Below are 20,630 nucleotides of genomic sequence, written 5' to 3' on the forward strand. Positions count from 1 at the left end.
GGTCACGGCAGCGCCTCCAGCAACTCGCGCGTGTACGGGTGCGACGGCTCGGTCAGCACCCTCGCGGCGGGCCCCGACTCCACCACCTCCCCGTCCTTCATGACGAGCACCCGGTCGGCGATCGTCGAGACCAGGGCCAGGTCGTGGGAGACGAGCAGGAGGGCCAGGTCGCGTTCCTCCCTGAGCCGGCGCAGCACGCCGACCACCTCGGCCTGCACGGTCACGTCGAGGGCGCTGGTGGGCTCGTCGGCGAGGATCACCTCGGCACCCAGGGCGATGGCCAGCGCGATGGCGAAGCGCTGGGCCTGGCCGCCGGAGATCTCGTGCGGGTAGCGGCGCAGGATCGCGCGGTCGAGCATGACCGCCGCCACGGACTCCGCCATGATCTCGTCCAGGCGCCCGTCCTTGCCGCTCCCGACGCCGTGGAGCCTGAGCGCTCGGCGCATCAGCACGCCGAGACGGGTGGCGGGGCTGAGCGCCGACTGGGGTGACTGCATGACGAGCGCGGCCCTCGCGCCGCGGATCTCGCGCAGCCGGCGCGGCGAGGCGGTCAGCACGTCGACCCCGCAGACCCTGACGTGCCCCGAGATGTCGGCGTTCTCGGTAAGGCCGAGGAGCGACAGCAGCGTGGTCGACTTGCCGGAGCCGCTCTCCCCCACGATCGCGACGCACTCGCCCGCGCCCACGTCCAGCTCGGGCACGCCGGCCACCAGCCGCCCCGCGTAGCGCACCTGGAGATCGCGTACCTCGATCACGTGACCTTCCTCGCCCTGGGGTCGAGCGCGTTGCGCAGCCCTTCCCCCAGCATGTTGAACGCGAACGCCGTCACCAGGATCGCCAGCCCGGGGAACGTGCCGATCCACCAGTTCGTGGTGAACAACGTCTGCCCCTGCTGGACCATCAGCCCCCACTCCGCCGTCGGTTCCTGCGCGCCCAGTCCCAGGTACGACAGCGCCGCCGCGGTGAGGATCACGCCGCCCGCGTCCAGCGACATCTGGACGAGGACGGGCGTGAGGGAGTTCGGCAGCACGTGCCGCCAGACGATCAGCGGCGCGGGCACACCGAGGCACCGGGCGGCGTCCACGTAGGGGCGGGTGGCGATCGAGGCGGCCACGGACGCCGCCAGCCGGGTGTACCAGGGCCACCAGGTCACCGCGATCGCCAGGATGACCGTGGTCACGCTCGGCGGCAGCACGACCGCCAGCGCCAGCGAGAGCAGCAGCGCGGGGAAGGCCAGGAACACGTCCGTGACCCGCATGATCACATCTCTGACCCAGCCGCCCGCGTAGCCGGCCACCACGCCCAGCGTGACACCGGCCAGCGCCGAGACCGCCAGCACGGACACGGCGATGGACAACGACGTGCGGGCGCCGTACAGAATTCTCGTGAGCACGTCGCGGCCGAGCTGGTCGGTGCCGAACCAGTGCGCGGCGCCCGGTGGCAGCGACCCCTCCAGAGGGCGCGGCTCGTCCGGGTACGGGGCGAGCCACGGCGCCATGATCGCGGCCAGCACGATCAGCACGATGAGCACCGCCCCCAAGGCGGCGAACCGGTCGGGGACCCGCGGCAGCAGGCGGCGCAGCGGCACCTCGGCGGTGGTCTCCTGGGGGCTCGTCATCGGGTCCTCGCCCGGGGGTCGAGGAAACCCTGGAGCACGTCCACGACCAGGTTGGCCAGCACGTAGACCAGCGCGACCAGGAGCGTGACGCCCGCGATCGCCGGCGTGTCGCGCGAGCGGATCGCCTCGGCGGCGTAGCTGCCCAGGCCCGGCCAGTTGAAGATCGCCTCGACGAGGAAGCCGTTGACGATCGAGTAGGCGAAGACCAGGGCGATCAGCGCCAACACGGGGCTCAGCGCCGGTCGCAGGGCGAACTTGGTCAGGATGGACGTCTCGCCGAACCCGAGCGCGCGTTCCAGCCGGGCGTGGTCCTGGCCGGACTCCTCGATGAGGGTCGCCCTGGTCATCTGGGCGATGACGCCCGTGGGGTAGGCGGCCACGACCAGGGCCGGCAGCACCAGGTGGTGGAGGGTGCTGGTGAGGATGGGCCAGTTGCCGGTGATGAGGGCGTCGACGACGGTGATGTTGGTCCACAGGGTGAGGGGGCTGGTGGTGTCGAGCGAGGAGTCGTACTCACCGGCCACGGGGAACCAGTCGAGCCGGCCGGCGAGGACGAGCTGGAGGGCGAGGGCCAGCCAGAAGACGGGGACGGAGACGGCCAGCATGCTGCCGAACCGTACCCCGAAGTCCGGAAATTTCGTCTTGTAGCGGGCGGCGAGCACGCCGATCGGGATTCCCACGACCACCGCGATCAGCAGCGCCGCCCCGACGAGTTCGAGCGAGGCGGGGAAGGCGAGATAGAGGTCGTCGCGCACGGGCTGCCGGGTGTGCAGGCTGACACCCCAGTCGCCGGTGACCAGGTCCCGCACGTAGGCGACGAGCTGCACCGGCAGCGGATCGTCCAGCCCGAACCTCTCGCGCGCCGCGTCGAGTTCCTCGGGAGTGGCCTTCGGCCCGGCGAAGGCCACCGCGGGATCTCCCGGCACCAGCCGCATGACGGTGAACGTGAGCACGACCACGCCGGCCACGACCAGGAGGGCCTGGCCGAGCCGGCGGGCCAGATAGCGCAGCATGCGGTCAGCGCGCGCGTTGGAGGTCGTAGAAGAAGACGACGTTGGGATAGGCGGGGTTGTCCACGTATCCCTTGACGTCCGCGGTGAGCGCGCGCTGGTAGGTCTGCACGTACGGCACCGCCACCGCCGCCTGCTCCTCGATGATCTTCTTCTGCAGGTCCTTGAACGCGTCGTCCGCCTTGAGCGCGTCGGTCGCCATGAGTTCGGGCAGCTTCTCGATGGCCGCGTCGATCTCACGGTCCTTCAGGTACGACAGGTTGAACCGCGGCTCGTCCTCGCTCTTGAACACGTTGAGGAACCACGAGTATGCGTCCGGATAGTCCGGATACCAGTACATGACGAAGATGTCCTGCCCCTGCTGCTTGCCCTGGTCCCACTGGGCGCTCCACGTCATGGGCTTGGCCTGCAGCGTGATGTTGAGCTTCTTCAGCGCCGAGCTGAGCAGCGTGACCAGCATCTTCTGGTCCTCGTCGCCCTGCGCGTAGGTGAGGGAGAGCCTCAGCTCGGGGTTGTCGGGGCCGTACCCGGCCTCGGCCAGCAGTTCCTGTGCCCTTCCCAGGTCGGGCTTGGGCTCCATGCCGCTCACGTGGCCGAGCAGCCCCTCCGGCACCAGGCCGCTGGCCTTCGAGCCCGAGCCCTTCAACGCCGCCGCCAGGCCGTCGTAGTCGATCGCGAGTTGCAGCGCCTGCCGGATCCTGACGTCCTTCGTCGGGCCCGCGGCCGTGTTGAACAGCACCAGCAGGTTCTGGAACGACGCCGACCGCGCGGTCCGGACGTTGTCGGTCATACCGGCCTGCTCGAACAACTGCGGGTTCAGCCGCTGGACGAAGTTGACCTCGCCTTTCTGGAGCAGCTGCCACGCGGTGGTGATTTCGGGAGTGACCCGGAAGGAGACCTTCCTGTACTGCTCGGGCGTCCAGCCGCCCCAGTAGTCCTCGAACGCCTTCAGCGTGAGCTCGGTCTCCTTGCCCTTCTGCCACGAGTCGATCGTGTACGGGCCGGTGCCGGCGGTCGTCTTGCCGTCGGCGTCCACCGCGTCCACGTCGTAGATGTAGGCGGCGTAGCCGGAGGAGGCGACGAGGTCGAGCGGCGCGGCGCGCTTGAGGGTGAACTTCAGCGTGGTCGCGTCCACGGCCTCGATCCTGTCGACCGGGTCCCAGATGTAGGCCGCGCCGCCCTTCTTCCTGATCGTGCGCTCGATCGCCTTCTTCGCCGCCGCGGCGTCCATCGTGGCGCCCGAGTGGAACTTCACGCCCTGGCGGAGCTTGAACGTCCACTCCTTGCCGCCGTCGGCCGAGGTCCACTCGGTGGCCAGGCGCGGTTCGGCCTCGCGGGTCTGGAAGTTGTAACGGGTCAGGCCCTCGTAGATGTTCGACAGGGCGACGATCTCGTTGGAGTAGGAGGTGGCCGGGTCCCAGTCGGTGACGACGTCGAGGTTCGGCGCGTAGACGAACGTGCTGTCGTTGGCCTTCGCGGTCTGCCTGGCGGCCGGTCCGGTGCTGTCCGCGGGCTGCGGTGTGCCTCCGGCGCCGCGCACCTGGCCGCCCGCGCACGCGGCGGCGGTCATGGCCAGGACGCCGGTGAGCCCGGCTACGAGCAAGCGCTTGTGCCAGCGCATGGTGGGGGGATCCTTTCGATCTGTCACCGGGCGAGGGGTCCGGCTGCTTTGACGTGTACGCGTACGGCGGGCTCGGAGAGATAGCTCAGTGGCACCTCGAGGAGATCCACGATCTCGACGCCGGAAGGGTCCGCCCCCGCCGCCACAGCTCGCGCCGCCGCCTCTTCCTTGGCCCTTTCGATGGCTTTCGGCCGACTATCTCCCGCAGGCAAGATCGTATCCACTCTGCCGCTCGCGAGGGCGATCGCGGCCCCCACGGCGTTGGCCACCTCGGCGTGCTCAGGGCGGATCACCCCGCTCACGCCCGGGATGCGGCCGGGCAGGATGAACGCCCCGCCGCCCACCGCGACCAGGGGCCGGTCGGTCCTGCCGAGCGTCATGCGGTCCACCGCGTCCACGACCATCTCGTCGGCCACGAGCACCGCCCTGGCCAGGACGTCGGCGATCGTCTCCCGCCCGTCCCCCGCGCGCGGTCCTTTCTCCGGCCCGGAGCGCGCGGCCTGTCGGGCCAGGACGGACTCGGGGAGCCGGCCGCGCCAGCCGGCCGACCCGGGCGGGGTACGGCCCGCCGCCACCGCCGCGTCGGTCATCGTGGCCGTGTCCCCGCCGAAGACCAGCGCCTCGCCGGCGATCCGGTAGCCGACGGAGTCGGGGCCGACGCCACCGCCGCGCACCACGCTCCCGCCGCCGAGGGCGATGGCGAGGATGTCCGGCATCCGGAAGTTGGTCAGCACCCCGCCGATCTCGACCGCCGCCGCCGACTCGCGAGGGAAACCGCCGGTCAGCACCCCGAGGTCGGTGGACGTACCGCCGACGTCCACCACCACCGCGTCCGCCACGCCGGACAGGTACGCGGCGCCGCGCAGGGAGTTGGCCGGGCCCGAGCCGATCGTCGCGACCGGCATCCGCTCGGCGTGCTCCACCGCCATGAGCGTGCCGTCGTTCTGCGCCAGGTACGGGCGCGCGCCCAGGCCACGCTCGGCCAGGGCGGCGGTCAGCGCGCCGGTCACGTGGGCGGCGACGCCGTACAGGGCGGCGTTCAGCACGGTGGCGTTCTCGCGTTCGAGCAGCCCCAGCGTGCCGATCTCGTGGCTGAGCGAGACCGGCAGGCCGTACTCGGAGGTGACCAGTTCGGCGACGAGGCGCTCGTGCTCGTCGCTGGCCGGGCTGAAGACGCTCGTGACGGCCACCGCGTCGGCCCGCACGCCGTCCAGGAAGCGGCGGACGGCTCCGAGGCCGGGCGCGCCGATCTCGCGGCCGTCGACGTAGTGCCCGCCGGGGACGATGGCCTCCCCCGCCGACACGGCCGCGCGCAGGTCGTTCGGCCAGCCCGACAGCGGGGGCACGGCGGTGGTGGCGGGGGCGCCGAGCCTGAGCACGGCGACCCGGCCGAGGTTCCTGCGTTCCAGGATCGCGTTGGTCGCGTGCGTGGTGCCCAGCATGATCCTGGCCACGCGGCTACGTGCGCCGCCGCCCTGCCCGTCCCGCGCAGCGGGCGGGTCCTCGGCTCCTTCCAGCTCCGCCAGCACCGCGTCCATGGCCGCCCGCAGCCCTCCGGTAACGTCCGGGGTGGTCGGACGCTTGGCCTTGGCCACCACCCGGCCGCCCGGGCCGAGCACGACCGCGTCGGTGTTCGTGCCGCCGACGTCGATCCCGATGCCGAGCTCCGGCAGGTCAGCCATGCGCGGTCAACTCCTCGACGGGTACGTAGTCGTGGTCGTAGCCGAACGCCCTGGGACCGGCCGTCTCCAGTCCTTTGGGCGTGCGCCAGAGCGGGTCGCACGGCCAGGCGAGCACGCTGACGCGCTGGCCGTACCTCAGGCTCTCGGTCTGGACGGCGGCGGCCGTCTCGGTGTCCACGACGGTGATGAGGTCGGGCACCATGGCCCGCACGGCGCCGTCCTCGACGGCGATGAGGTTCTCGTTCTGCAGTTCCACGGTGAGACGGCGGCCGCGGTCGTCTCCGGTGCCCTCGATCGTGGCGGTCCCCCTCACGAAACCGCCGGTGGTGCGGCGGTCCACGTCGGTCAGCTTGCCGGTGATCAGGCGTACGGCGCCGAGGCGGTCCCGCAGCGCGCCGAGCGGGTCGGCCGCGCCCTCGGTGGCCCTGCCGATCCCGATCGCGCGGGTGACCGTGCCCTCGATGACCGCGCCGCGGGCACGGTCGGCCGTGAGGACGTAGTCGGCCATCAGCGCGTGCGAGCCCGCGGCCACGCACACGGCCCGCGCCAGGCGTTCCGACCAGAGCCCGTCGATCGGGCGGATGGTCACCACATTTCCCACGATGTCAGACATGATCACGAGGTCTGCCGGGAGCCCGGCCACGTACATCGACACCATCTGCACCTCGGGGAACGCCCGGCCCATGCCGTCGGCGTCGAGCAGCGGCACCCCGAGGCGCGCGGCCCAGGCGACCGGCGCCACCCCGTTCGAGCCGCCGATCTCGGAGGACATGATCGCGCTCGGCGGGCGGCCGAAGAGCCGCTCGACCTCCTCGGCGACGCGCTTGGGCTCGTCCTCCCCCTGGATCATCTCGTGCCCGACCGTCGGCGCCCCGATCCCGGACAGCGGCACGACCAGCGCGTCACCGGGCAGGTCGGCCAGATCGACCAGCGGCACCTCGCCGTACGCGCGGATGGCCCTGACCGCGGCCAGCGAACCCGCGCGCACGTCTCCCCCGCCGCCCGTGCCGAGGATCGCGCACCCGCGGGCGAGTGCGGGAATGTCACTCTCGTCAATGCTCATATGGCTGCACAACCAAGCACATACCGCCTCAATGTGCCAGTCTGACATGTGAGGGACAAAACAGGTTGCGCCGTCGTACGGGCGGCCGCCATGCTCGATACCGGCACCTGAACCAGCGGAAAGGACCTCCCATGACCACCCGGCGAATGCGCGTGCGGCGCCGTACGGGCGTGTCCTGGGTGCGCCGAGGCTGATCCTCCCGGCCCCGGCCCCGCCCGGACATCTCCCAGGCGGGTGGGGGCGCTGGTGTGCCCGGCGATTTCATACGTCGCTCCAGGCGGGTTCGATTCCCGCACCCGCCACGAGCCCTCGTGGCGCAGCGGAGAGCGCACCTGTTTCCGAAACAGGAGGCCGCTGGTTCGATTCCAGCCGGGGGCGCTGGTACATCTGAGGTGAGCAACCGGGAGGACGCATGCGGATTTCGGTGGCCGCCGACAGCAAGGACGGCGTGGCCGAGCGGGTCGTGACGGAGCTGCGCAGGCGCGGGCACGACGTGGTCACCCACGGCGCGCTCGGCGACGGCGAGCGCGCCGACTGGGCGTGGGCCTGCGAGCTCGCCGCGAAAGACGTCAGCGAAGGGCGGGCCGACCAGGCGGTCGTCTGCTGCTGGACGGGCACGGGCGCGTCCATCGCGGCGAACAAGGTGCCCGGCGTACGGGCCGCGCTCTGCGTCGACGCCTACACCGCCGACGGCGCCCGCACCTGGAACGACGCCAACGTCCTCGCGCTCAGCCTCCGGCTGACCTCCGACGTGGTGCTCGGCGAGATCCTCGACGCCTGGTTCGAGGGGCGGCCCAGCACCGACGCCGCCGACCTCGCGAACGTCTCCCATCTCGACGAAATCTGACTGCGCTTGGGGCGCATGTCCAATGTGCGGTGCACGCATTGCGGGCAGGCGCTGGAGACCGGCTTCGTCATGGACTCCGGCCAGAGCTCCCAGGGATGCGTCACGTGGGTTCAAGGCCCGCTCGAACGCGGCGTGTTCAGCGGGGCCACGCATTTCGGCCGGACCAAGTGGCCGGTCGAGGCCTTCCGCTGCCGTAGGCGCCGCCACCTCGAACTCTTCGCCGGCCTACCCGGCTGACGGTCCGGAACCGTCGCAGCGGAGACACGTAAATCGTCGGTGCGGGCGTTTAGGGTGCTGGGCATGACCGACGTGCTGCTCCGTGGCGGGCTCCCCTGGAGGCTCGGCTCAACCGCCGACATCCTCGTCCGCGACGGCCGGATCGCCCGGGTCGGCCAGGGCGTGGACGCGCCCGCCGCCCACGTGGTCGACGTCGCGGGTCAACTGGTGCTGCCCGGCCTCGTCGAGGCCCACTGCCACCTCGACAAGACCCTCTACGGCGGGCCCTGGGTGCCTCACTCCGCCGACGACACGCTCGCCGGCCGCATCGGCAACGACCTCGCCCGCCGCGGTGAGCTGGGCGTGCCGAGCGTCGAGCGGATCGGCGCGCTGCTGGAGCGCATGAGCGCGGCCGGCACCACCCATGTGCGCACCCACACCGACATCGACCCCGAGGTCGGGCTGCGCGGCGTGGAGGCCGTGCGCGAGGCGTCCGCACGTTCCCCGGTCGACGTGCGTCAGGTCGCCTTCCCCCAGCACGGCGTGCTGACCAACCCGGGCACCGCCGAGCTGCTCGAAGAGGCGCTGAAGGGCGGCGTCGAGGCGGTCGGCGGCATCGACCCGGCCGGCGTCGACCGTGATCCCGTGCGCCACCTCGACCTGGTCTTCGGCCTGGCCGAGCGTTACGGCACGCACCTCGACATCCACCTGCACGACGGCGGCTCGCTGGGTGGCTGGGAATTGGAGCTCATCACCGAGCGCACCCGGGTGCTCGGGCTGGGCGGCCGCGTCACGGTCAGCCACGCCTACGCGCTCGGCCAGCTCGACGAGGCCTACGTCGACCGGCTGGCGCGGGGCTTCGCCGAAGCGGGCGTGGCGCTCGCGACCGGGGCCGTCTACAGCTATCCCGTGCCGCCGATCAAGAAGCTGCGGGCCGCGGGCGTCACGATCGCGTGCGGGCACGACGGCATCCGCGATCTGTGGGGCCCCTACGGCAGCGGCGACATGCTGGAGCGGGCCATGCACGTCGCCTACCGCAGCACGTTCCGCAGAGACGAGGACATCGAGCTGGCACTGGAGGCCGCCACCTACGGCGGCGCACATGCGCTGGGGCTGACAAGCTACGGCCTGTCCGAGGGCGACCGGGCCGACCTGGTGGTCGTGCCCTCCGGAGGCCCGGCGGAGGCCGTGGTCGTTCACCCTGCGCGCACTCTGGTCATGAAAGACGGCGTAGTCCTGCACAATTGACCGGCGGGACCATCGAAAGGCAACCAAGTGCTCTCTATTCACCAGCGGATCGCGGCAGAGCTCGGCGTACGCGACGGGCAGGTGCAGGCGGCCGTCGATCTGCTCGACGGCGGCGCGACCGTGCCGTTCATCGCGCGATACCGCAAAGAGGCCACCGGCGCCCTCGACGACGCGCAACTGCGCACGCTCGAGGAGCGACTGCGTTACCTGCGCGAGCTGGAGGAGCGCCGGGTGGCCATCCTGGAGTCGATCGAGTCGCAGGGCAAGCTCGACGACGAGCTGCGCGAGCAGATCATGGCGGCCGAGACCAAGGCCAGGCTCGAAGACATTTACCTGCCTTACAAGCCCAAACGGCGCACAAAGGCGCAGATCGCCCGGGAGCTGGGGCTGGAGCCGCTGGCCGACCGACTGCTCGCCGATCCCTCGATCGACCCGGTCGCCGCCGCAGACGGCTTCGTCACCGAGGGGGTCGCCGACGCGTCCGCGGCCCTCGAAGGGGCCAGGGCGATCCTGATCGAGCGCTTCGCCGAAGACGCCGACCTCATCGGCGCCCTGCGCGAGCAGCTGTGGAACCGCGGGCGGCTGGTGTCGAAAGTGCGCGAGGGCAAGGAGGAGGCGGGGGCCAAGTTCTCCGACTACTTCGATTTCGGCGAGCCGTTCACCAAGCTGCCCTCCCATCGCATCCTGGCCATGTTCAGGGGCGAGAAGGAAGAGATCCTCTCCGTCACGCTCGAGCCCGACGACAGCCCCGACTACGAGATGCGCGTCGCCTCCCGGTTCGGCGTCTCCGACCAGGGCAGACCGGCCGACAAGTGGCTGACCGAGACCGTGCGCTGGGCCTGGCGCACGCGCATCCTGGTGCATTTGGGCATCGACCTGCGCATGCGGCTGTGGCAGGCGGCCGAGGAGGAAGCGGTGCGGGTGTTCGCGGCCAACCTGCGCGACCTGCTGCTCGCCGCCCCGGCCGGCAGCCGGCCGACGATGGGCCTCGACCCCGGCCTGCGCACCGGCGTGAAGGTCGCCGTGGTCGACGCCACGGGCAAGGTCGTCGAGACGGCCACGATCTACCCCCACGAGCCCAAGCGGCAGTGGGCCGAGTCGCTCGCCGTCCTCGGCGCGCTCGCGCAGCGGCACGGGGTCGAGCTGATCGCCATCGGCAACGGCACCGCGTCGCGCGAGACCGACAAGCTGGCCGGCGAGCTGGTCCAGCACATGCCGTCGGTGACGAAGATCGTGGTTTCCGAGGCCGGGGCCTCGGTCTACTCCGCCTCCCCCTACGCCTCGCAGGAGCTGCCCGACCTCGATGTGTCGCTGCGCGGCGCGGTCTCCATCGCCCGCAGGCTGCAGGACCCGCTGGCCGAGCTGGTCAAGATCGATCCCAAGTCGATCGGCGTCGGCCAATACCAGCACGACCTCGCCGAGTCCAAGCTCTCCCGCTCGCTCGACGCGGTGGTCGAAGACTGCGTCAACGCCGTCGGGGTCGAGGTCAACACCGCGTCGGCGCCGCTGCTCACCCGTGTGTCCGGCATCGGCTCCACGCTGGCCGAGAGCATCGTCCGCCACCGCGACGCCAACGGCCCCTTCCGCACGCGCTCGGCGCTGAAGAGCGTGCCCAGGCTCGGGCCCAAGGCGTTCGAGCAGTGCGCCGGCTTCCTGCGCATCCGTGGCGGCGACGACCCGCTCGACGTCTCCAGCGTGCACCCGGAGGCCTACCCCGTGGTGCGGCGCATCCTCGACGCCGTCAAGAGCGACCTCAAATCGCTGATCGGCAACAGCGCGGCGCTGCGCTCGCTGCGGCCCGACGACTTCACCGACGACACGTTCGGCCTGCCCACGATCACCGACATCCTGCGCGAGCTGGAGAAGCCCGGCCGTGACCCGAGGCCCGCGTTCAAGACGGCCACCTTCAAGGAGGGCGTCGAGAAACTTTCCGACCTGACGCCGGGCATGATCCTGGAGGGCGTCGTCACGAACGTGGCCGCGTTCGGCGCCTTCGTCGACGTCGGCGTGCACCAGGACGGCCTCGTCCACGTGTCGGCCATGTCCCGCACCTACGTCAAGGACCCCCGCGACGTGGTCAAGCCCGGCGACATCGTGCGCGTCAAGGTCCTCGACGTCGACATCCCCCGCAAACGCATCTCCCTGACGCTGCGCCTGGAAGACGAGATCACCCCCCAGTCGCCTTCCGACGGCCCCCGCCGCGGTGCCGGCCGCCAGGGCACGCGCCCCGCCGACGACGGCCGCGACGGCGGCCGCGGCACCGGCAACCGGGGCGACGGCGATCGCAGCGATGGCGGCAGAGGCAACGCCGGGCGTGGCAGCGGCGGCCGCGGCCAGGGCGCCCGTGGCGACGGAGGTCGCGGCCAGGGCGGCCAGGGCACCCGCGGGGAGGGCGGTCGCGGCGGCCAGGGCGGTCGCGACGACCGCCGGGGCGACGACGGCAGAGGCAACGGCCAGCGCGGCAACGGCGACGGAGGCCAGCGTGGGCGCGGCGGCCAGCGCCGCCCCGCGCCCACGGGCGCCATGGCCGAGGCCCTGCGCAAGGCCGGCCTCACCGGCGACGACTGACCTCCGCAGCGCTTCACCCTGTCTCAGGCCAGGGACAGACGACCCGACCGGACGGGGCACTCGGCCGGGCGAAGCAGCCGGACCAGAGGAGGGCGATCGTCCCCCGGAGCAGGACGTGGGCCGACCCGCCGGCGACTAGAGGTATTCCGAGGTTTCGCATCTCGGGTCGCCGGCGTTCGGCACGTCGAAGATGACCTCCAACCGGATGTAGCCCTGGCCGCGGGAGTAGTTCTTCTCGCGGAGATTGCGCACGCCGTCGTTCGAGATGGCGCTGTCGGTGGACGTCTTCGTGGTCGGCGCCGTTCCGGAGTCGCCGATGGTGATGTTGTTCTTCGTACGCCTGCCGTTCTCGTTGTAGATGTAATAGTCGATCTTCGTGATCGTCCTGCCGCCGTTGGTGTAGTAGACGTACGCCGAGCCATATCCGGCGTTGGAGACGCACGAGAGGGACAGCGTCTTGGCGGCGGCTGCCTGGGCTGGGGTCGTCGTGGCGGCCAGGCTGATCGCGGTCACGGCGGCGCCGCAGAATGCCGTCAGACGGGTGGAGAGCTTGGACACGTAGGTTTCCCTTCAGCGACTGACAGATCGGCGACAGCCCTTTCGGTGGCCGACCTCGGTGTTCGGTGGGTTGCCAGCTCCAGGCTGCCCAAGCGCGCGTGCGAATTGTTGAGCGACAACCCACACTTCTTAGCTACGCGTTCACCGTCGCTCCGCGGGGTCGCCGGGCGGAACGCTCATGCGGGCACGTGTGGTCCTCGTGTCCGGAGGGCGGACCGGCGAGGGGCCGGTTCCGAGTGGCAGGCTCGGACGGGCCGGAGCGGGGGCTCAGGCCTGCGGGATGAGGCTGCTGGCGACAGGGGCGGTACGGTCGGATGGTGAGCACAGAGGCGTTTTCCACGGCTGTCGTCCAGGCTCGTGACCTGCTCAGGTGGCGTTCGCCCTTGCGGACCGAGCTCTGGGCGGCCCGGATCGCGGCCGGGTTGGCGCCGGAGCAGGTACGACCCTTCCTGGACGAGCTGGCGGCGGACGGCGGTCCAGAGGCGCGGCTCACACTGGTCGCTCTCGCCGCGGTCAACGCCGGCCGTCCGTCGCCTTCCCCCAGCGCATCCGATGCGCCGGACGTGGCGGCCGACCCCCTGGCAGGGGACGGCGACACGGTGCGGGACGGCGACGCGGTGGCGGGAGCCGGGGTGTACACCGACGCCGCCCGAGGGCTCGACGAGACCCTTGCCGGATGGGTGCGCCGGATGGGGCGGGTGACGTGTGAGGGCGCCTGGTACGGCAAGGCCGACCCGTACGGCGAGCAGGTGCTGGCGGTCCTCTCCTACCGCTACGACAACGGCAAGGAGCCGCACATCCTGGTGGTCGGCATCGACCAGCCGCATGGCGGGCTGGCGGTCGACGCGCTGGTCGAGGAGGTGAAGTTCCTCGACGATCTGGGGCTGGCGGCGGCCGAACCGGGGACGGTGGCCGGGCGCATCCTGGACGCGTTCGAGCTGGGTGACCGGATCATGGGGGTGGAGGTCGCGGACACGCTGGCGAGTGTGCGACCGCTGGCGATCACACGCGCCCAGGGTGTCCCTGGGCTGGTACGCGGAGCGTCCGACGACACCCTGGCCCGGTTCCGGGATCTGCCGGACGTGCCGGGAGCACGGGAGGCGTTCGAGAAGCTGGCCGAGTTCGTCGGGGACCGGCCGCTGTGGTGGAGCCCGCGGCGGGTCTCGGCGTTCCTGACGTCGTGGTTGCCCAGGGAGGCGATCCTGTCGGAGGCGGCCATCGCGGCGATGCCGGAGGTGGTCCGGGCCTGGAGCCGGTTCAGCGGCGGTCATCCGGCGGTGCTGCGCCAGGTCGACGAGGACGCGCCCCGCCTGCCGGCGCTCATGGCCGACGACTCCCTGGCCGGGCTGGGCAAACGCATCGCCCAGAACCGCCTCTGACCCCTGACCGGGCCCCGAACGTACCCAGTCCCGACCAGAGGTCCCGGGCCGGCGCACATCTCGCCGAAAACGGGCGCTGGACGCGTCGACGCGGCACTGACCCTGGGCGTTGCATGCGCACAGCGAAGGCCGGGACAGGCGGATATGGAAGACGTGGGTCTGGATGTTCTTGGTTGCAGTGGACGGTGGATCGTCGCCCCACAAGACGTCGGCCAAGCGCTCCTGCGTAACCAGATGCCCGCCCTCCACTATCAGGGTGGCCAGAAGCATCCGGCGCAGCGGCGGGCCGATGGGCACTTCACCGTCGGGGCCGGTGACCTCCAAGGGTCCGAGAATCTTGAACTGCATCCAGGCATCACCTCGTCTCCGTACACGAGCCACCTTGCGGTTGGAGGACAAGTGACGAGCGTAAGTACGAGGACTTTCGGTTTGATTTACGTCACTTCCCGCGAGCCCTCGCCTCGCGGCCGGACAGAGCGCTCCCAACGGGCTCAGAAGGCGTACCGGATGCGGCAGTAAGGCAGCTTGGTGGTGATCAGGTCGGTGAGGGCGCTCACGTAGCGGCCCTTGAGACCCGTGCGGTAGCGGACGTTCCAGCCGCCCGTCTGTGACCGTTTGGCCTGCTGCACGTCCGGCCGCCACAACACCTCCTCCGCCTGCGGATGCCACCCCAGGTTGACCTCGTGGAGGCGGTCGTTGTGGGTGAGGAACACGATCTCGGCGGCGAGTTGCCGTCGCGCTTCGGCGTTGAGGGCGTCGTCGAGGTGTTCCAGCAGTTCGGCCCAGCTCTCCAGCCAGCCGTCGCGGACGACGACCGGGCTGAGGTTGACGTGCACCTCGTAACCGGCGGCGACGAAGTCGTTGATCGCCGCGATCCGTTCGGTGATGGGCGAGGTGCGGATGTCGAGGAGTTTGGAGTCGGCGGCGGGCATGAGGCTGAAGCGGATCCTGGTGCTCGACCGGGGGTCCCATCCGAGCAGGTCGCGGTTGACGTATTTCGTGGCGAAGCTGGCCTTGGCGCCGGGCAGGTCGCGGAACGTCTCCACGAGGTCGCGGACGTTGCGGGAGATCGTGGCGTCGACGGAGCAGTCGGAGTTCTCGCCGATGTCGTAGACCCAGTCGTGCGGGTCGACCTGGTTGGGCTCGGGCTTGACGCCCTGCCGGGCGGCGTGGCGCTGCAGGTAGGCGATGATCTTCTCGATGTTGGCGAAGACGGTGATCGGGTTGCTGTAGCCCTTGCGGCGCGGGACGTAGCAGTAGGCGCAGGCCATCGCGCAGCCGTTGGCCGTGGATGGGGCGATGAAGTCGGCGGAGCGGCCGTTGGGGCGGGCCGTCAGCGACTTCTTCACCCCGAGGACCAGTGCCTCGGTCTTGATGCGCACCCAGCGGGCGACGTTGGCCTCGTCGCCGTAGAGCTCGGGGATGCGGTGGTGGCCGGCGATCCCGACGAGCTCGGCGTCGGGATAACGGGCGAGGATCTCCCGGCCGCGGGGCAACTCGGCCGCCGCGGGTTCGAGGTAGATGCGCCGGATGTCCAGCAGGTTGTCACGTGTGGTGATGCTCATGTCACTCCCCTTGCCAGGCTACCGGGGCTGGTCCAGTGGGCAGGCATAGGCGGTCCTGGAGGCGAGCTGCCACGTCCGTACGTCGGCCCCGCACCGCCGGCACCGTTCACGCTTGTAGACCCAGCGTTCGTCGGGCGCGTCCGGGTCGCTGACGACCTGCCCGGCGTCGCGCCCGAGCGGCATGTACGCGGTCGCCGCCTCCCACAGGCGGGCGGCGGCGTCGGGGCCGATGCCGCGCGCACCCGGGTGCAGGCCGGTCAGGAACAGCAGTTCCGCCCGCCACGCGTTGCCGATACCCGCCAGCACGCCCTGGTCGAGCACGGCCGCGCCGACCGGGCCGCGGAAGGCGGTGAGCCGTTCGACGGCCTCGGAGGGCTCGGCGTCCCGGCGGAGCGGGTCGGGGCCGAGTGAGGCGCGCAGCTCGGCGAGGGCCTGTGGTCCGAGCGGCTCGCACCGGATGGGGGCGATGAGGTCGTACGCCACCTCCTCGGTGGCCAGCCGGAGCCGGGTGCCGGGCCTGGGAGCGGTTGCCGGGTCGGCGTGGCGCAGGAAGAGACCGCGCATCCCGAGGTGCACGTGGATGGTGGGGGCTCCGTCGACGTGGTACAGGAGGTGCTTGCCCACGGCCTCCACCTCGGTGACGGCCCGCCCGTCGTAGGGGCGGGCGTCGAAGCGGCCCTGAGGGCTGGTGGCGCGTACGACGCGGCCGGAAAGCGCCGCGTGTTGCTCGCCGGCGTGGCGGTGGACGAGGTGACCTTCGGGCATATCTCCGATCTACCCGCTGAGCTGGGCCGAAGCGCTGGACAACAACATGTCGAGCGCCGTCGGGTACGCGCTGTCGTTCATGTGGGCGACGAGCAGCGGCGCGGTGGCGGCGATGTTGGGGTGGGTGGCGGCGGGCAGCCGGGCGTACGTGTCGCGCCACACCTCCTCGTCGGCCTCCCGCGCGGCCTTGGGGAGGGCGAGGGTGGCGGCGTCGAGGATGGCGAAGGCCAGGCTCTGGTCGATGAAGGCGTGGTAGACGCGCACGGCGTCGTCGTCGGGGAAGCCGGCGCCGCGCAGGACGCCGAGGATGGCCTCGTCTCCCGCCACCTCGTTGGGCCGGCCGGTGACGCGGCTGGCGGTCAGCACGGCGGCCTGCGGGTGGGCGAGATAGGCGTGGTGGATGCGCAGGCCGAGGTCGCGCAGGTCGGCCCGCCAGTCGCCGGTGGCCGTCCAGCCGGCCATGGCGTGCCCGTACAGCTCGTCGGCGATGGCCAGGACCAGGTCGTCCATGCCGCGGAAGTAGCGGTAGACGGCGCTGGCGTCGGCCCCGAGCGCGAGGCCGAGACGGCGGGCGGTGAGCCCGGCCGCGCCGTGCTCGCGCAACATCCGCAGCGCGGTCTCGACGATGAGCCGGTGGGTCAGGACCTGTCCGTGTTTGGTGGGGCGCCGCCGCCTGCGTGACGCCTCATCGACCACCCGTTTTGCCACAGTATGCCCCTTATGCCAACGCCATTGACGTTAATGACCCTAAGGCATTGGATAAACGACGCACCCCTCAAACTCGCATAAAAGGGGATCTATCGTCATGCGTATCCTCCTCGTCGGCTCCGGCGGCGTAGGCACCGCCATCACCAGGATCGCGGCGCGCCGTCCCTTCTTCGAGCACATGGTCGTCGCCGACCACGACCTCTCCCGCGCCCAGGCGGCCGTGGCCGCACTGGGTGAGCGGGCGGGGAGGTTCACCTCGGCCAGGGTCGACGCCGCCGACGGCGCCGCCGTCACCGCGCTGCTCGCCGGGCACGGCTGCGACGTGCTGCTGAACGCCACCGATCCCCGGTTCGTGTCGCCGCTGTTCGAGGCCGCGCTCGCGGCCGGGGCGGGCTATCTCGACATGGCGATGTCGTTGTCGCGGCCGCACCCCGACCGGCCGTACGAGGAGGTGGGGGTGAAACTGGGCGACGAGCAGTTCGCCCGGGCGGACGCGTGGGCCGCGTCCGGCAGGCTCGCGCTGGTCGGCATGGGCGTGGAGCCGGGCCTGTCCGACGTCTTCGCCCGCTACGCCGCCGACGAGCTCTTCGACGAGATCGAGGAGATCGGTGTCAGGGACGGCGGCGACCTGACCGTCGAGGGGTACGCGTTCGCGCCGTCGTTCTCCATCTGGACCACCATCGAGGAATGCCTCAACCCGCCCGTCGTCTACGACAAGGATCGCGGCTGGTACACCACGGAGCCGTTCAGCGAGCCGGAGATCTTCGACTTCCCCGAGGGCATCGGCCCGGTCGAGTGCGTCAACGTCGAGCACGAGGAGGTCGTGCTGGTCCCTCGCTGGGTGGACGCCGGCCGGGTCACCTTCAAGTACGGCCTCGGCCAGGACTTCATCGACAAGCTCAAGGCCCTGCACGCCATGGGCCTGGCCGGCACCGAGCCGATCGAGGTCAGGTCCGGCCAGGGGACCGTCCTGGTGGCCCCGCGCGACGTGGTCGCCGCCGCCCTCCCCGACCCGGCAGGGCTGGGTGAGCACATGCGCGGCAGAACCTGCGCCGGCACGTGGGTGAAGGGCGTCAAGGACGGACGGCCACGCGAGGTGTACCTGTACCACGTGGTGGACAACGCATGGTCGATGCGCGAGTACGGCTCCCAGGCCGTTCTCTGGCAGACCGCCGTCAACCCCGTCGTCGCGCTCGAACTGCTGGCCGGTGGGGTGTGGAAGGGCACGGGCGTGCTGGGGCCGGAGGCGTTCGACGCGCGCCCGTTCCTGGACCTGCTGGCCGCGTACGGCTCACCGTGGGGCCTGCGCGAGCAGTGAGGGGGCCGGAGGAAACACAGGGAACGGACACAGGATCATTGAGGTGCGACGACCCGTACACCGGAGGTTGACCCCTTGAGCATCGCCGACGATCCCGACCGCGCCCCCGCCCGCTCCCACCTCTATGCCATGGGCCTGTCGGACGAGGACATGCGCCGCCCCGTGGTGGGCATCGCCTCCACCTGGACCGGCACCATGCCGTGCAACCTGAACCACCGCGAGCTGGCCGCGCACGTGGCCGACGGCGTACGCGCGGCGGGCGGGCTGCCGATGGAGTTCAACACCATCGCCGTCTCCGACAACCTGACCATGCACACCCCCGGCATGCGCACCTCGCTGATCAGCCGCGAAGTGATCGCCGACTCCATCGAGCTCATGGGCCGGGCGCACTCCTTCGACGCCCTGGTGGCCATCGTCGGCTGTGACAAGACCGTCCCGGCCGCCATCATGGCGCTGGCCCGGCTGGACGTGCCCGCGGTCGTCCTCTACAGCGGCAGCATGCTGCCGGGCCGCTGGCGCGGACGCGACGTCACCATCCAGGACATGTGGGAAGCCCTCGGCGAACGCGCCGTCGGCCGCCTCGACCAGAGCGAGCTCGACGACCTGGCCCGGCACGCCTGTCCCGGCGCCGGCACCTGCGCCGCCCAGTACACCGCGAACACCATGGGCAGCGTCGCCGACTTCCTCGGCCTGGCGCCCTTCGGCACGGGCGACATTCCCGCGGTGGCCCCGGAGAAGGACGCCGCGGCCCGGCGCGTCGGCCAGATGGCCATGGAGGCGCTGGCCCGTGACGCGCGCCCGTCGCGCATCCTGACCGAGGACGCCCTGCACAACGCGATCGTCTCGGTCGCGGCCATGGGCGGCTCCACCAACGCCGTCCTGCACCTGCTCGCCATCGCCCGCGAGGCGGGGCTGCCGCTCGCCATCGACACGATCGGCGAGGTGTGCCGCCAGGTGCCGATCATCACCGGGCTCAAGCCGAGCGGCGGCCCTTACACCGCAGCCGACCTGTGGCGGGCGGGCGGCACCTCCCTCGTGGTCCGCCGCCTGCTGGAGGCCGGGCTGCTCAGGGAGAACGTCACCCTGGTCGACGGCCGTACGCTCGCCGACGTCGCCGCGCAGGCCGAGGAGAGGCCGGGGCAGAAGGTGGTGGCCGACGCGCGGCAGCCGTTCAAGGCCCGCGGCGCGCTGGCCATCCTGCGCGGCTCGCTCGCACCCGACGGATGCGTGCTCAAGCTGGGCGGCAAGGACGACTTCCGTCACGAGGGCCCGGCCAGGGTGTTCGACTCGGAGGACGCGTGCATCGCCGCGATCGAGGCGGACCTGATCGTGCCCGGCGACGTCATCGTGGTCCGTTACGAGGGCCCGGCGGGCGGGCCGGGCATGCGCGAGATGCTCTCGATCACCGGCCCGCTGGTCGGCCGGGGCCTCGGCGCCTCGGTGGCCCTCGTCACCGATGGGCGCTTCAGCGGCGTCTCGCACGGGCGGGTGATCGGCCACGTGGCCCCGGAGGCCTACCACGGCGGCCCGATCGCGCTCGTACGCGACGGCGACCCGATCGTCATCGACAGCGCCGCCGCCACCCTTGACCTGCTGGTGCCCGAGGCCGAGCTGGAACGCCGCCGAGCCGCCTGGCGGCGCCCGGAGCGCGAGGTCGAACGCGGCGTGCTGACCAAGTACGTGGCCGCCGTGCGCTCCGCCTCCGACGGCGCGGTCACCGCCTGAACCCGGCGGCGGCCTCCGGGAGCTCGGCATGGTCGGCGGACGGCTATGCTGCCCCTTGACGTGTGGCCGCCCCGAGAAGGAGATTCGCGCGATGTACAAGGAGTTCGCTGTCGAGGCCGTGATGTGGCTGGTCCCGGTCGTGGTGCTGATCGGGCTGGCGCTCCTCGTCACCGCGTAGGCCCGAGGGCCGGCCAGGACACGGCCGGCCCTCGAACCGTCATCTAGCGGTAATACCTGTACGCCACGGACGTGTTGGCGCGGTACCGGAAACCGGTGTAACCGTCGAGGTAACGGTTGTAGAGCCGGTTCAGCGTGCTCGTCCGCACGGTGCAGCTGGCGTGGCGGACCTTACGGGCCCGGATGCTGCCGACGTGGTCGTAGCAGGTCCCTGCCTTCCTGCCGTTCACCGTGAGCCTGACGTTGAGCTTCACGTCGAACAGGTTCTTGCGTGAGATGTTCCTGATCCGGACCTTGACCCGGCAGGTGTTCCTGCACCTGCCGAAGGACGCGTTGGTGCGGATCAGCTGAGGCCGGGCGGTGATGGCCGCCTTGGACGCCGTGGCGGCCACGGACGTGCTCGCCGCGGTCGACGCGTTGGCGGGCGCCGCCATGAGCGACGTCGCGGCAGCGGCGACTAAGACCGTTCCAGCCAGACTCTTGATCATGCATGCCCCCTGTGCCTGAACAGCTGCTTCCCCCTGTGGCAGCGGCTGGTATTCCGTTGATTACATCAAGAATC

Annotated in this window: 19 protein-coding genes and 2 tRNA genes; 10 read left to right on the forward strand and 11 right to left on the reverse strand. The window is 71.2% G+C overall.

Features of this window, described 5'->3' with window-relative positions; all coding sequences use genetic code 11:
* Window positions 1-2: 2 nt before the first annotated feature.
* Genes GUY59_RS14435 through GUY59_RS14460 form a run of 6 tightly spaced genes read right to left on the reverse strand, consistent with a single transcriptional unit; the run spans window position 3 to window position 6,994 of the window.
* Window positions 3-755, reverse strand: coding sequence for an ATP-binding cassette domain-containing protein (locus GUY59_RS14435; RefSeq protein WP_132330607.1), 753 nt, complete (start codon window positions 753-755; stop codon window positions 3-5).
* Window positions 752-1,618 (reverse strand): ABC transporter permease, encoded by an 867-nt coding sequence (locus GUY59_RS14440; RefSeq protein WP_138200350.1) that lies wholly within the window; start codon window positions 1,616-1,618, stop codon window positions 752-754. The genes GUY59_RS14435 and GUY59_RS14440 overlap by 4 nt, the downstream gene beginning before the upstream one ends.
* Window positions 1,615-2,631, reverse strand: coding sequence for an ABC transporter permease (locus tag GUY59_RS14445; RefSeq protein ID WP_138200351.1), 1,017 nt, complete (start codon window positions 2,629-2,631; stop codon window positions 1,615-1,617). The genes GUY59_RS14440 and GUY59_RS14445 overlap by 4 nt, the downstream gene beginning before the upstream one ends.
* Before the next feature lie 4 nt (window positions 2,632-2,635).
* Entirely contained in the window at window positions 2,636-4,249 is a 1,614-nt protein-coding gene (locus GUY59_RS14450; RefSeq protein ID WP_138200352.1) for an ABC transporter substrate-binding protein, read from the reverse strand.
* Between the two features lie 23 nt (window positions 4,250-4,272).
* Window positions 4,273-5,931, reverse strand: coding sequence for a hydantoinase/oxoprolinase family protein (locus GUY59_RS14455; protein WP_138200353.1), 1,659 nt, complete (start codon window positions 5,929-5,931; stop codon window positions 4,273-4,275).
* Entirely contained in the window at window positions 5,924-6,994 is a 1,071-nt protein-coding gene (locus GUY59_RS14460; RefSeq protein ID WP_138200354.1) for a DUF917 domain-containing protein, read from the reverse strand. The genes GUY59_RS14455 and GUY59_RS14460 overlap by 8 nt, the downstream gene beginning before the upstream one ends.
* A 229-nt stretch (window positions 6,995-7,223) precedes the next feature.
* Between GUY59_RS14460 and GUY59_RS14465 the strand changes: the two genes are divergently transcribed.
* From GUY59_RS14465 to GUY59_RS14490, 6 genes are all read left to right on the forward strand, one after another.
* Window positions 7,224-7,296: transfer RNA gene (locus GUY59_RS14465), tRNA-Met, on the forward strand.
* A gap of 3 nt (window positions 7,297-7,299) precedes the next feature.
* A tRNA-Arg gene (locus GUY59_RS14470) sits at window positions 7,300-7,372 on the forward strand.
* A 34-nt stretch (window positions 7,373-7,406) separates the two neighbouring features.
* Window positions 7,407-7,841, forward strand: coding sequence for an RpiB/LacA/LacB family sugar-phosphate isomerase (locus GUY59_RS14475; RefSeq protein ID WP_132330595.1), 435 nt, complete (start codon window positions 7,407-7,409; stop codon window positions 7,839-7,841).
* Between the two features lie 15 nt (window positions 7,842-7,856).
* Window positions 7,857-8,078 carry a hypothetical protein gene (locus tag GUY59_RS14480; RefSeq protein ID WP_138200355.1) on the forward strand — a complete coding sequence of 74 codons (222 nt, stop codon included), beginning with the start codon at window positions 7,857-7,859 and terminating at the stop codon, window positions 8,076-8,078.
* Window positions 8,079-8,141: 63 nt separating this feature from the next.
* Window positions 8,142-9,305, forward strand: a complete 1,164-nt coding sequence (locus tag GUY59_RS14485; protein WP_138200356.1) for an amidohydrolase — start codon at window positions 8,142-8,144, stop codon at window positions 9,303-9,305.
* A 27-nt stretch (window positions 9,306-9,332) separates the two neighbouring features.
* Entirely contained in the window at window positions 9,333-11,873 is a 2,541-nt protein-coding gene (locus GUY59_RS14490) for a Tex family protein (RefSeq protein WP_138200357.1), read from the forward strand.
* Between the two features lie 135 nt (window positions 11,874-12,008).
* Here the strand turns inward: GUY59_RS14490 and GUY59_RS14495 are convergent, their stop codons facing one another.
* Window positions 12,009-12,431 carry a hypothetical protein gene (locus tag GUY59_RS14495; RefSeq protein ID WP_138200358.1) on the reverse strand — a complete coding sequence of 141 codons (423 nt, stop codon included), beginning with the start codon at window positions 12,429-12,431 and terminating at the stop codon, window positions 12,009-12,011.
* 383 nt (window positions 12,432-12,814) lie between these two features.
* On the opposite strand from GUY59_RS14495, the gene GUY59_RS14500 reads away from it, so the two are divergent.
* The gene (locus tag GUY59_RS14500) at window positions 12,815-13,810 is read left to right on the forward strand and encodes a hypothetical protein (protein WP_138200359.1); all 996 of its coding nucleotides are present in this window, start codon (window positions 12,815-12,817) and stop codon (window positions 13,808-13,810) included.
* 491 nt (window positions 13,811-14,301) lie between these two features.
* On the opposite strand, the gene GUY59_RS14505 is transcribed toward GUY59_RS14500, so the two are convergent.
* From GUY59_RS14505 to GUY59_RS14515, 3 genes are read right to left on the reverse strand one after another with little or no spacing between them, the layout of a single operon-like run.
* Window positions 14,302-15,375 (reverse strand): spore photoproduct lyase family protein, encoded by a 1,074-nt coding sequence (locus GUY59_RS14505; protein ID WP_138200360.1) that lies wholly within the window; start codon window positions 15,373-15,375, stop codon window positions 14,302-14,304.
* A gap of 18 nt (window positions 15,376-15,393) precedes the next feature.
* Window positions 15,394-16,140 carry a DNA-formamidopyrimidine glycosylase family protein gene (locus GUY59_RS14510; RefSeq protein WP_138200361.1) on the reverse strand — a complete coding sequence of 249 codons (747 nt, stop codon included), beginning with the start codon at window positions 16,138-16,140 and terminating at the stop codon, window positions 15,394-15,396.
* Between the two features lie 9 nt (window positions 16,141-16,149).
* The gene (locus GUY59_RS14515; RefSeq protein ID WP_132330585.1) at window positions 16,150-16,848 is read right to left on the reverse strand and encodes a TetR/AcrR family transcriptional regulator; all 699 of its coding nucleotides are present in this window, start codon (window positions 16,846-16,848) and stop codon (window positions 16,150-16,152) included.
* A 97-nt stretch (window positions 16,849-16,945) separates the two neighbouring features.
* On the opposite strand from GUY59_RS14515, the gene GUY59_RS14520 reads away from it, so the two are divergent.
* The 3 genes from GUY59_RS14520 to GUY59_RS49985 all read left to right on the forward strand — a co-directional run bounded on the left by GUY59_RS14520 (window position 16,946) and on the right by GUY59_RS49985 (window position 20,069).
* A complete protein-coding gene (locus tag GUY59_RS14520; RefSeq protein ID WP_138200362.1) occupies window positions 16,946-18,166 on the forward strand; it encodes a saccharopine dehydrogenase family protein in 1,221 nt (406 codons plus the stop codon).
* A 75-nt stretch (window positions 18,167-18,241) separates the two neighbouring features.
* Window positions 18,242-19,891 carry a dihydroxy-acid dehydratase gene (ilvD, locus tag GUY59_RS14525; RefSeq protein WP_138200363.1) on the forward strand — a complete coding sequence of 550 codons (1,650 nt, stop codon included), beginning with the start codon at window positions 18,242-18,244 and terminating at the stop codon, window positions 19,889-19,891.
* 55 nt (window positions 19,892-19,946) lie between these two features.
* Window positions 19,947-20,069, forward strand: a complete 123-nt coding sequence (locus tag GUY59_RS49985) for a hypothetical protein (protein WP_269128796.1) — start codon at window positions 19,947-19,949, stop codon at window positions 20,067-20,069.
* A 43-nt stretch (window positions 20,070-20,112) separates the two neighbouring features.
* Here GUY59_RS49985 and GUY59_RS14530 read toward each other — a convergent pair whose 3' ends face one another.
* Window positions 20,113-20,556, reverse strand: a complete 444-nt coding sequence (locus tag GUY59_RS14530) for a hypothetical protein (protein ID WP_138200364.1) — start codon at window positions 20,554-20,556, stop codon at window positions 20,113-20,115.
* Between the last annotated feature and the right edge of the window lie 74 nt (window positions 20,557-20,630).

It is taken from the genome of Nonomuraea sp. K271 (assembly GCF_009908215.1).
Classification (GTDB): Bacteria; Actinomycetota; Actinomycetes; order Streptosporangiales; family Streptosporangiaceae; genus Nonomuraea; species Nonomuraea longispora.

Coding starts and splice junctions, on each gene's coding strand:
- GUY59_RS14440 (WP_138200350.1), bottom strand. CDS start 1,618: ATGACGAGCCCCCAGGAGACCACCGCCGAGGTGCCGCTGCGCCGCCTG.
- GUY59_RS14445 (WP_138200351.1), bottom strand. CDS start 2,631: ATGCTGCGCTATCTGGCCCGCCGGCTCGGCCAGGCCCTCCTGGTCGTG.
- GUY59_RS14450 (WP_138200352.1), bottom strand. CDS start 4,249: ATGCGCTGGCACAAGCGCTTGCTCGTAGCCGGGCTCACCGGCGTCCTG.
- GUY59_RS14455 (WP_138200353.1), bottom strand. CDS start 5,931: ATGGCTGACCTGCCGGAGCTCGGCATCGGGATCGACGTCGGCGGCACG.
- GUY59_RS14460 (WP_138200354.1), bottom strand. CDS start 6,994: ATGAGCATTGACGAGAGTGACATTCCCGCACTCGCCCGCGGGTGCGCG.
- GUY59_RS14475 (WP_132330595.1), top strand. CDS start 7,407: ATGCGGATTTCGGTGGCCGCCGACAGCAAGGACGGCGTGGCCGAGCGG.
- GUY59_RS14480 (WP_138200355.1), top strand. CDS start 7,857: ATGTCCAATGTGCGGTGCACGCATTGCGGGCAGGCGCTGGAGACCGGC.
- GUY59_RS14485 (WP_138200356.1), top strand. CDS start 8,142: ATGACCGACGTGCTGCTCCGTGGCGGGCTCCCCTGGAGGCTCGGCTCA.
- GUY59_RS14505 (WP_138200360.1), bottom strand. CDS start 15,375: ATGAGCATCACCACACGTGACAACCTGCTGGACATCCGGCGCATCTAC.
- GUY59_RS14510 (WP_138200361.1), bottom strand. CDS start 16,140: ATGCCCGAAGGTCACCTCGTCCACCGCCACGCCGGCGAGCAACACGCG.
- GUY59_RS14520 (WP_138200362.1), top strand. CDS start 16,946: ATGCGTATCCTCCTCGTCGGCTCCGGCGGCGTAGGCACCGCCATCACC.
- GUY59_RS14530 (WP_138200364.1), bottom strand. CDS start 20,556: ATGATCAAGAGTCTGGCTGGAACGGTCTTAGTCGCCGCTGCCGCGACG.